General features: G+C 69.8%; 8 protein-coding genes. 4 read left to right on the forward strand and 4 right to left on the reverse strand.

Annotated features, from left to right (window positions below):
* Positions 1-64: 64 nt before the first annotated feature.
* Complete coding sequence (gene mobF / locus EDJALFJO_RS09690; protein ID WP_158220360.1) at positions 65-3,754, forward strand: MobF family relaxase; 3,690 nt, start codon at positions 65-67, stop codon at positions 3,752-3,754.
* Here mobF and EDJALFJO_RS09695 read toward each other — a convergent pair.
* On the reverse strand, positions 3,723-5,099 hold the full coding sequence (locus EDJALFJO_RS09695; protein ID WP_198950168.1) for a transposase: 1,377 nt from the start codon (positions 5,097-5,099) through the stop codon (positions 3,723-3,725). The genes mobF and EDJALFJO_RS09695 overlap by 32 nt on opposite strands.
* Before the next feature lie 179 nt (positions 5,100-5,278).
* On the opposite strand from EDJALFJO_RS09695, the gene EDJALFJO_RS09700 reads away from it, so the two are divergent.
* Positions 5,279-5,854 carry a hypothetical protein gene (locus tag EDJALFJO_RS09700; RefSeq protein ID WP_088284609.1) on the forward strand — a complete coding sequence of 192 codons (576 nt, stop codon included), beginning with the start codon at positions 5,279-5,281 and terminating at the stop codon, positions 5,852-5,854.
* Between the two features lie 93 nt (positions 5,855-5,947).
* Here EDJALFJO_RS09700 and EDJALFJO_RS09705 read toward each other — a convergent pair whose 3' ends face one another.
* Entirely contained in the window at positions 5,948-6,910 is a 963-nt protein-coding gene (locus tag EDJALFJO_RS09705) for an aminoglycoside phosphotransferase family protein (protein ID WP_233149777.1), read from the reverse strand.
* A 494-nt stretch (positions 6,911-7,404) separates the two neighbouring features.
* Between EDJALFJO_RS09705 and EDJALFJO_RS09710 the strand changes: the two genes are divergently transcribed.
* Positions 7,405-7,989: a GrpB family protein gene (locus EDJALFJO_RS09710; RefSeq protein ID WP_158220361.1), complete on the forward strand. Its 585-nt coding sequence runs from the start codon at positions 7,405-7,407 to the stop codon at positions 7,987-7,989.
* Between the two features lie 73 nt (positions 7,990-8,062).
* Here the strand turns inward: EDJALFJO_RS09710 and EDJALFJO_RS09715 are convergent, their stop codons facing one another.
* The gene (locus EDJALFJO_RS09715; RefSeq protein WP_088284613.1) at positions 8,063-8,650 is read right to left on the reverse strand and encodes a hypothetical protein; all 588 of its coding nucleotides are present in this window, start codon (positions 8,648-8,650) and stop codon (positions 8,063-8,065) included.
* A gap of 1,075 nt (positions 8,651-9,725) precedes the next feature.
* Positions 9,726-10,469, reverse strand: coding sequence for a hypothetical protein (locus tag EDJALFJO_RS33340; protein ID WP_143448411.1), 744 nt, complete (start codon positions 10,467-10,469; stop codon positions 9,726-9,728).
* 226 nt (positions 10,470-10,695) lie between these two features.
* Between EDJALFJO_RS33340 and EDJALFJO_RS34185 the strand changes: the two genes are divergently transcribed.
* Positions 10,696-10,869 carry a hypothetical protein gene (locus EDJALFJO_RS34185; protein WP_158220362.1) on the forward strand — a complete coding sequence of 58 codons (174 nt, stop codon included), beginning with the start codon at positions 10,696-10,698 and terminating at the stop codon, positions 10,867-10,869.
* Positions 10,870-10,937: the final 68 nt, after the last annotated feature.

Raw genomic sequence — 10,937 nt, forward strand, 5'->3', positions numbered from 1 at the left:
GTCCAATGACCCGAGCGGAATGACTGGCGGCCGGAAGTCGGCCTCACGAAAGGGATCGCAGCTCATGCTCAGCATCGCCACCGGCCACTCGACGACCTACCTGACCGACCAGGTCGGCAGCGGCATGGAGTCCTACTACACCGGCGCTGTCGGAGCCGGCGAGCCGCCCGGCCGTTGGTGGGGCAAGGGCGCGGCGGCGCTCGGTCTCGAAGGCGAGGTCGACGCGGATGTCATGGCCGGCGTCTATGGCGCCTTCCGCAACCCGCTCGACGAGCGGTTCGCCGACCCGGATACGCGTGACCAGGCAGGAGTACTTGGCCGCCGTCCCAAGCAGTTCCGTACTCCCGAGCAGGTGGTCGAGGACCGTATCCGCGACTACACCACCGAGTACACGAGTACACCGTCGCCGGAGCAGGTACAGGCGTGGCGGGTCGAGGCCGAACGGGACGGTCAGAGTGCAGTGCACTTCTACGACCTCACGTTCTCGCCCGACAAGTCCGTCACCGTCCTGCACACCGCGTTCGTCCGCGCCGGGTACGACGCCCGCGCGGCCGGCGACGACGAGACCGCCGCACGTTGGGAGTGGGCGGCCGCCCAGGTCGAGGACGCTGTGATGACGGCGTCCGCTGTCGGCCTCGACTACGTCGAGCGGCGCGCTGCGTACACCCGCACCGGCCGCCACGGCCGCGGAGGCACCGGCCAGTGGCAGGACGTCCACGCCCTCACCGTGGCGCGGTTCTTCCAGCACACCTCCCGCGATCACGATCCGCAGTTGCACGTCCACCAGGCGGTCTTCATCAAGGTCCAGGGGGACGACGGGCAGTGGCGTGCGTTGGACGGCAAACCGCTGCACAGCGCGAGGGCGGCCGTCGCCGCTGTCTCCGAGCGCGAGCTCGAGGGCGAGTTGACGCGCAGGCTCGGCGTGAGCTGGGAGATGCGCGAGGACGGCATCGGACGCCGGATCGTCGGCGTCGAGCGCGACGTCGAGGACCTGTTCTCGAGCCGCCGCCGCGCCATCACCGCTGAGGCCGAGCGTCGGCTGACCGCGTTCGAGGACAAGTACGGTCGGCCCGCAACAGGCGCCGAGCGCGCCGTCATCGAGCGCCGCAGCGCGATGGCCACCCGCCGCGCGAAGACCCACGAGAGCGAGAACGTCGAGGAGCAGAACGAGCGCTGGCACGCCCTGGCCTCGACCGCGATCGCCGGTGGCCTGTCCGCGGTGGCCGCGACGTTTGCCCCGGTCGTCGAGGCCGCAGCGGACGGCCGACTCGCCGAGCTCGAGGCGGCCGACGACAGGTTCTCCGCCGAGACGGTCATCGTCGAGGCGCTCGAGGCCTGCCACGGCCCGGACGGCAAGGCCACGTTCACCCGTCACGACCTGATCCGCCAGCTCCACCTCGCGCTGCCGACCAACCTCGGGCGACTCGAGTCCGGTGAGGCTGGTGCACTGCTCGAAAAGCTCGCCGACCGCGCGCTGGCGCACGAGGACGTCATCCAGGTCTCCGGCCGCGAGGTCGGCACCGCCCCGGCGTCCGCCCGGCTCAGCGACGGGACTGCGGCGACGGTGAACCCGGCGAAGGTCCAGTACGCCACCCGCGGCCATCTCTCTGCGGAGATGGCGGTGCTGCGCGCCGCCGGCGTCCGAGGACGGACGGCGCTCGAGGCCGCCCAGGTCGAGGCCTGGCTCGACGCGCACCCGGTGGGCGCCACGCTCAACCCGGCGCAGCGGTCCGCGCTCGTCGGGCTCGCGTCCTCGGACGCCGCGACCGCCGTCCTCGTCGGCCCCGCCGGCACGGGCAAGTCCTACACCGCCGCAGCGTTCGACCTGGCCTGGCGCGACCTCGCGGCGGCCCGCGCAGACACAAACGGCGCCCAGCCCGGACGAGCGGTGGGTGTGGCGATCACCCAGGCGGCCGCCGACGTCCTGGCTGACGACGGCGTCGCGGACACCGTGAACATCGCCGCGTTCCTCGCCGCCCAAGGCCGGCTCGCCGGCGGCCGCGGGACGGATGAGGACGACCGGTGGCGGTTGTCGTCGTCCGACGTCCTGCTCGTCGACGAGGCCTCGATGGCCGACACCCGGTCGCTGAACCGCCTGCAGGCCGCGGCCGACGCGGCGGGCGCGCGGTTGGTGATGATGGGGGACCCGCACCAGCTCGGCCCGGTCGGGGCCGGTGGCATGATGCGCGCCGCGATCGACCGGGACGCCGAGACGTACAGCCTGAGTGACGTCCGCCGGTTCGGTGCGGAGTGGGAGCGGACGGCGAGCCTGCGGCTGCGCGACGGGCATGCGGACGCGGTCGCCGACTACGACCGGCGCGGCCGAGTCCGAGACGGCGGCCGCGAGCAGGAGGCGATCGCCGCGATCGCGCACGCCGCGGCCGCGGACCGGCTGGCCGGCAAGGACGTCGTGGTCGTGACGGCGACCAACGAGCACGCCGCTCAGGTGTCGTCTCAGGTCCGCCGGGTCCTGGCGGACGCCGGGCTCGTCGGGGAGGCCTCAGTCGTCCTTGAGCGCGACGGCACGGGCGCGGGAGTCGGGGACCTCGTCCAAGGTCGCCGGATCGACCGCGACCTCGGACTGGTCAACCGCGAGGTCTACCGGATCGACTCCGTCGACGATGACGGCGCCGTCCACGTCACGAGCACCCGCACCGGCGCCGAGCACGTCATGCCGCCGTCCTACGTCGCGGCCGACGTCAGCCTCGCCTACGCATCGACCGCGCACGGCGCCCAGGGCCGCACGGTGGACGTCGGCCACGTCTTGCTCACCCCGCACCTGGACCGCGCCGGCGCCTACGTCGGCCTGACCCGCGGCCGGGAGTCGAACACCGCGTGGGCGGTCACCGACACCGGGATCCCAGAGGTCCCCGCGACGACCGGCCGAGCGATGCTCGCCCAGGCCCTCAACGTCGAGACCTCACACCGCGCGCCGGCTGCGGACGACGTCCCCGCCGACGCCGCTGCGGTCGACGTCGCAGCCGCCGACGAGGCCCACCGCCGCAACGCCGGCACCCTGCTCGGACTCATCGAGGATCAGACCCACCTCGCCTGCCGCACCCGGCTCGAGGCAGACCTCGACACCCTCATCGCCGACGGAATCCTGTCCGAGGCACAGCGGGCCCGGTTCGGGGCTGAGCAGGGCGCCGAGCACCTCGCCCGGCTGCTCAGGACCCACGAGCTCGCCGGCCGAGACCCGCAGCATGTGCTCCGGAACGCCGTGACTGCGGGCAGCCTCGAGAACGCCCTCGCGCTGTCCCAGGTCATCGCATCCCGCATCGACAAGACGTGGTCCCGTGAGGCCGAGCGCGACGGCACGTCCACCGGAACCGGCTTGCCGATGCCGAGCGGCCACGACCTCCCGGCCCGCACAGCGGAGGACGCCGCCGGCTACGTCGAAGAGTTACACGGCTTGTTGGACGCCCGTCGGCGCAACCTCGGCGAACAACTGGCCGCACAGGCCGCGGCGGGGGAGGAGCTGCCAGGCTGGCTGGGCTCCAGTCTCGGCCCGCTTCCCACGGCCACCCCGATTGACGCGTACGAGGGCGTTGCAGAAGTCCCTGGGGCTCGGTGTTCTCGCCGGGATGGCTGCCCTGGCGGCGCATGCGCGTCTGTGGCCGGCCTGCCGTTCGCGGCGCAGGTTGTCGCGGTGGGCGCGGCTCGACGGCGTCCCTGGCCGCTTGAGGGCTCCACGGGACGCGGTTCTGAGGTCGCTGCGGGTGCTACTGCGGGCGGTGAGCTCGGTGGAGCTTGAGCAGGTTCGCGGTGGCCGCGATCAGCTGCCATTCCTGCCGGGCGGCGGTCATGCCGCGGCGGCTGAAGGTGTCCATCCCGCGCAGGTGCTTGGTGTGCCCGAAGACCGGTTCCACGGTCGTCCGCCTCACCCGCAGGCAGTGCTTGCCGTGCGGCGTCGACAGCCGCGCGGTCATCGCCTCGACCAGGTGCGTCGTTCTGGACTCCGACGGCTTGCCGTCCTGTCGGGGTTTGCCGCGGCGTCCGTGCCTGGCCGGCGAGATGTACAGCTCGGGAAGCCCCGGGATCGACCCGTCGACGTGCGCTGCCTTCCAGTAGCCGGCATCGGCGACCAGCGCACCGATCGGCTCGGGGATCCCGGCCGCGGCCAGGGTTGCCCGGGTCGCGGTCACCATCGGCTCGAGCTGCTCCAGGTCGTTGGCGTCGGCGCAGACCTCGGCCGCCACGACGATCTGATCGGCGGTCGTCACAAGCTGCGCGTTGTAGCCCTGCACCCGGCCGTGCCGACCGATCAGCATCTTGCTGTCCGGGTCGGTCAGGTTGGTGGTCGCCTCGGGCTGCGGGGCCTCGTCCCGCTTGCGCGGCCGGTACGTCCTGGGCGGCAGCCCTTTCGCGGCACGCGCAGCGTTCAATGCCTCGCTGCGCGCGGCGAACGCGTCGGACCGCTTGTCGGCCTGTGCCTGCAGCCTGTCCCTGGCACCCTGCAGCCGTTCCCGCGCGGCCTGCAACTGCCGGCGCCGCACCGTGGGGTCGACCAGGCCGGAGGGGACGCGCTGTCCGTCGGCCGGTCCGGCTCCACTGTTCTCCGCGTCCTCGGCAGCATCCAGCGCGGCGGCCTCGGCGAGGATGTCTCTGACCTGCTTGTCGATCGCCTCCAGCGTCCGGTTCCGGTCCGGGGACGCGTTCGCGGACATCTTCGTCCCGTCCAGGGCGACCAGGCCGACCTTGACCAGTCCGGCCTGCGCGCACAGCCGCAGCGAGTCGACCAGCAGCCCGGCGAACGCGTCCGCGTGCCGGGCCCGGAACCGCGCGATCGTCACATGGTCCGGGGACAGTCCACCCGCCAGCACCCGGAACGCGACGTCCTCGACGCAGCGGCGCTCGATCTGCCGCGAGGACCGCACACCCGTGCAGTACGCGTACAGCAGCAGCGCGACCATCACCGCCGGGTCGTACGCCGGCCGCCCATGCCCGTCCGCCCGGTACGAGCGCTCGAACGGCCCCAGGTCCAGCTGCCCGACCACATCGACCACGAACCACGCCAGGTGATCGGCCGGCAACCAGTCCCGCATGTCCGGCGGCATCAGGAACACCTGATCCCGCTGCGCCGCAACGAATCTGCCCACACCCACAGTGTCCCGCGACCCGAGGAGCACTCGTGATCAACACGCCCGATTTCGCAACACCCTCTTCGGTGTCAACCCCGACTTGGCTCACTTAGTGCACAGTGGCCGTGGGCGGCGGCCCGGTCGAGTCACGACAGGTCCGCGTCCGTTGTTGAGGACCCCCGACGCGCGAGGCTCAGGTGAACCAAGCACCGCCGCAAGGTCGCGAGATCAAGAAGTTGCTTGACCAGGGCCTCGCCCGCACGGGCCTCTTACGGCTAGGGCGATCGCGCTGGATCACAGACACTCAGGAACTGCGCTGGATCGTTGAGGCTGACCGGGGGCCCTGGAGCGCCTGGGACCTTGTCGTAGGGGCGGTCGTCCTCGCCTGGCGAGAACAAGCCGACCTTGGGGAGTTGCACGCCTCAGATGGCCACTTCGTGGTCTCTGCCTCGCAGCTCGGCGCCATTGCACCGCCGGAAGCTGCCAGTTCTCGGTTCAACTCCCGCGAGTCCTATTTCGCGATGGTGCTTGATGGTCGCCACGCGCTCTGCACCATCGAAGAACGTCGCTTTGCCCTCAACTGGCTCGCGGATGATGTCGCGGCGGTTGTGAACCGTGTCAGCACCCTCGCGGACTTGACAGCCTTGGTCTCCACGCCGCTGGCCGCGTCGGGTGCCATCACCGCCCGGCTCCGGCGTCTCGCAACTCCAGCGGCGTCACCTGGTGCGACGAGTAGTCGAGCCGTGGCCACGGAGCGCGACCTACCTGCCTAGCCAGCGACGCGGCCTTAGTGCGCAAACCCAAACCCTCGAGGCAACCGCCGGATGCCGCTGCGTGCCGTCTCAGCCGCAGCGGACCGGGGACACTCAGCGAAGCGCGCTCAGCTCGTCGAGGAGGCGATGGCCGCGCTTGACCACCCCTGCGATGAGATCGTGGCGCCCGAGACGGATGGGCCACTCGAGCTGCAGCAAGATCTGTGTCGCTGCGAGCATCGTCGCCCCCTCCCAGCCGACCACGACCAGGATTCTCGTCCACAGCTGCCCTCGGACACCGTCCAGTGGATCCTGGAAGCTATGCCACATGAGCGTGGTGAGATCGGTTGCCCGTGTGCCGCTACCTGCGTTCTCGATGTCCACGAGTGCCACGACCGCTCCGTCACGGACCAGGACATTGCTCGGATTGAGATCGGCATGGACCATGTCCGGGGCCTCTCGTGGTGGTGGAAGGCCTGCGCACACGAGCCGCAGCCGCTCGACCAAACCCGACACCACGGAGGAATACCCCGAGAGCCCGCCGAGAGCCGACTCCTGACCGGTGGCAACCCGCCAGGCGTACAACCAGTGGTCGTAAGGCTCAGAGGCTTGACCAGCCTGGAGTTCGATGATCTCCATCAGTTGCTCAACGATGGACGGGGTCAGCACAGCCGCGGGAGCCCCGTCGACAAAGTCCATCAGATGCCATACGTGAGTGGCTGTGGCTCCTACTCCGAGCCAGGCCGGGGTGGGATAGCCGCGCCCACGCATATGCTCGACCACTCTGCGGGCTCGCAACGTCTCGTCCAGTTGGTTGGGGTGTGCCCGAGGCACTGCCTTGAGCACTGCATGCGCCTTTCCGCCCAACTGGACGCGCAGGGCGCCCGCATTGACGCCTCCGGGTAGGCGGCCGAGAACAGTGACCTCTGCCCCGACCACGCCGGCCATGTCGTCCAGGACCTCGGCCGGCAGCCCCACACGGTGAGTGCTCTGATTCATGCTCCCCCAAGTCCGGCCCGTCAGCGTAGGCCAGCGGCTGGTCCTGTTCTCCCGGGCGAGATCGTCCTGTGCGCTCACGACCCGCTGACCGGCGAGGCCACCGGGACCAGATTGTGCAAGCTGTTCCCGACGCGGTTCTGATCGTGGACACCGTCTTCGCCTTCCGCCCTGAGTGGTTCGACCTGTGGGACTTCCGGATCTGGCTCGGGGTGGCGGCTGCCCAGCCCCTGCTGCGTGGGTGGCGTTGCACGCGACGGACCCCGTGAGGGGCACGAGAGGCGGCTCGCCTCCACCGGGACCGCTACGGCCGCTCTGAGGAGGTCTACCTCGCTGAGGTGGACGCCGTCTCCCGGGCGGATGTCGTGATCGACAACCGCGATTGGGCATCACCCAATGTCATGCGATGGGGCACAGCTGACAACACCCGCGATCGATGATGCGAGCGTCTTTGCCGAGATGTGTCCGGGGAATGATCGCCGCCGCCGCGAACATGGACCAGCTATCCGCCTACTGAGACGTTGAGGCGCGCGTGCGCCGGTGAGGTTGTTGTGGAACCTGTCCCTGTTGCTCTGGTGGCGTACGACCCGCGGTGGGCGGTCGAATTCGAGGCTGAGCGGGCGCTCGTCGAGGCGGCGTTGGAACCTTGGCTTGTCGGCGCAGTCGAGCACATCGGCTCGACGTCGGTGCCGGGGCTCGCGGCCAAGCCGATCATCGACATGCTGGCGCCTGTACGTGGCCTGTCCGAGGCCCGGCAGGCTATCGAGGTCCTGTCGGGTCTGGGGTATGGCCACGGGGTTCACCGTCCTGACGAGGCGCACTACTTCACGAAGCCGCCGACGGATCATTGGTGGGAGCGCACGCACCATCTCCACCTCACGACGCCCACGTCGTTGCTCTGGCGGCGACGGATCGCGTTCCGCGACGCCCTTCGCCGGCGACCTGACTACCGGGTTCGCTACGAGCACCTCAAGCGGGAGCTCGCCGCGGCCCACGGCGCGGACATTGCTGCGTACGCGCGGCGGAAGGACGACTTCGTCAACGAGGTCCTCGGCGTCCAGCACACCTCTGACGCGCCCGCGGACAGGCACGAAGGACGGCCGGCTGAACGCTCCCACCCCACCGGGTCGAACAGGCCACCAGTGTCGCCCGACCGATGATCGACGACGTGGTGAAGGTCATCGTCCCGGCGGCCCGCGTCCTGAGCCTGGTGAAGCGGCGGCCGCGGGAGCTTCACTGCAACGACAACAGCCCCGCCACGTCGGTCCAGACTCGAGGCTCGTCACCATCGCGTCTGTCCCCGACGGCTGGCGCGACCGTCCCGCCAGCCGACCCTGCCCCCGTGAAGGAGGGACGTGGGTTGACGGCGGCCTTGCGTTTGCGGCTCGTGCTCGCCGCTCGCCGGCAGGAGTCCAGTACCTCAGCGGCGTCTCCAGTTCGGGCCCGCGCCCATCCCGGGAAGGGTAGGTCCGCCTCCAGATCGAGCAGCGCTGACCTCGGGTCGTCGAGCCGCTGCCAGACGATGGTCCCGCGGATCCAGGTGAGGGCGGCCTGGTCACCGGCGCCCTCAAGCCAGGTGCCGATGCCGAGGTCGAGGGAATGGACGGCGATCTTGGGCTGTCCCTTGAGGAGGGCGGATGCCGCGTAGAGCAGCCACGTGTCGGGCAGCCAGGCGCCACCGCCCCGGCTGATCCAGCTCTTGGTCCAATCGTGGATGCCGCGCCAGTCTCCGGCACACAGGGCTTCAACAGCCCTGTGTTCGCACCCCAGCCCCCACGCTGCCGTGTCTTCCGCGGGTGGCGGCGTACGGTCGATGCCCATGACCGAAGTCTGCCGTGGTGTGGTCGCTTGATCGGTGATCGTCGTCGTGTTCGCGACGGAACGCCGTGGCATGACCTCTGGCATGGCTGGCAGCGTTCGTGCAGGTCGCCGAGTTCGCGGTGCGCGGCGTGGTGCGCATTCGGTGCTGGCCAGAGCGATGTGGGGATCCGAGCGGCGGCCTCGTAATGCGTAGGTCTCGGGTTCGAATCCCGAAGGCGGCTCCACAAAACTGCAGGTCACAGACCATACGAGCTAGCCCACTGCACACGTTCGGTCCCGTACGTGGGACACGGGTGCGCGTAGGTTCGTCCCACGCGGCGCACTTGTCGCTCTCGACGCGCACCCTCTCGCGCTGTTCGATCGCCTAGATTCCGTCTCGTCGGCCCGAAGGGGCTACAGGGCTACGTCGCTCCATCAACTGGTGCGCCGAGTGACCACAGGAGATCAGCGTGCGTTGGCCATGGCGACGGGACGAGGTGGTCGTCACCGACGCTGCCGTCGGGGAGCGCGCGGAGTGGGTCGCTGTGCGTAGTTCGTCGCTGTCCTTCCGGCGAACGGTGATGGCTTCTGGGACCGCGAGGCTGGATGAGCCGGACGTCGTCCGGGCCTGGCTGCGAGGAATGCAGCCGGATCGCGAGGAGTCCGTCTTGGTGCACCGTTCGTGGGGCACCGTCGTTGCGATCGCCGACGATCGGCGGCCAGCGTCGGTGTTGCTCAGCCACGGTGAGCAGGGTTGGTACGCAGTCCCGCTGGGCCCGGTGCCGGATGATGAGCCCTTGACCCCGACCCAGGTGGAGCAAGTGATGCTCGAGGCGCTAACCGCGCAGGAGAGGGCGACCTGGTTGCGCTGGGTTCCTATCCTCTGATCCTGCGATTGGAGAGCCAGGCGCCGGCGTGCGCCCCGCACCTTGCTGACCCCGTGACATTCACCCGGCGCCAGGGGGTCAGTGCTCACGCGGCGTCGACACCGCTGACCCGCCTTGCGTGGCTGACCACGTATCTGCTGGGTGAGCAGGCGTGGGTCTGGCAGACCGTGGACCTGGGCGCCTGTCCGTCGTGCGACCACGGGGGCGCGTCATTGGCTGGGAGCTCGCCGGCCGAAAGCATGAGGCCAATCAGTCGGGGCCACCGCCCGAAGTGCCGAAGCGATCGCGAAGGCGCCGCGCTCGGGGTCGTCGGTGGGCTCGGTGATGTGCAGGGTCTCCCATCGCGGGTCGGCATCTGGGCTGTCTCGGTGTCGAAGCGTGACTTCGACCCCCTCGGCCTTATGTGCCGGCCAGACCTGGACTCGTTCTACGCTGGTGAGCCCGACTTGGAGGACCAGATCCTCTACGAGCGGCTTGACCAGGCGTGCGGTTGCTCGTCGGGGGGTCTCCCACGACCTGTCCGCGCTGGCCCGCGCGACTTCGGCGCGGTACTGGATGCCTGAGAAGCGCGCGTCGTGGACGTTCCACTCGCGGCCACCGTCCGGGTCCGGATCGTGTGTTGGTCCGACGAATACGCCGGTGTAGTCGCGGAAGTCCGACCAGGTCACCATCTCGTACGGCGCGGCGATCAAGGGTGCGATGACGCCACAGCCCTCGATGCCGCAACTGCAGCGGTACACGGCCACTCGTCGCCACGGATGGACAGGCAGAAGCGGGGACGCGCGTCCCAGGATCTCGTCAGGGTCGAACCCGGCCCATTCAGGGGCGACGCGTTCGAATGCCGGCTTGCCATCGAACAGGACCGAGACCGTCGGCCAGTCCGGGTTGCCTCTCGGCACCTCGAAGGCGAGCGTCAGTTCAGTTGTGCGAGCCGGAAGCGCTCGTCGAGTCATGGGGACGACGCTTAGCGGTGCGCCGGGACCTTCGCCGTCCGCCGGTCCCGTGACCGGCGTGCCCGGCACATCATGCCTCACGCGGTGGTGGTGGGCACGAGGCAGTGGTCGAGTTCAGGACCAACGCGCCGATGCGCATCACGTACTCACGGGCGCCCGCAGCGCGGTGGAGGGTTTAGCAGTACGGGAAGTCGCCGGCGTCACCAGTGAGGTTGATGATGTACCCGTGCTGTCCGGCTGGCACGAAAGCGTCGTCGTGGAAGGCGAGGCTCAACTGAATGGTGTGCCCGTTCTCCAGGCGCTGAGCGCAAAGCTCAGGGGTGTCACGGTGGAACGGCTGGGTCGCATCGTCCCTGACCTTGACCTGTTGCCAACCCTGGGAGCGCGCCGCGTCAGCTGAGGCTGACCCGGTTTGACGGACATCCGAGATCAGGGGCCTGACGTGGCCCCGGGAGGATGTCCATCATG

It is taken from the genome of Kineosporia sp. A_224, assembly GCF_002198655.1.
GTDB lineage: Bacteria > Actinomycetota > Actinomycetes > Actinomycetales > Kineosporiaceae > R-H-3.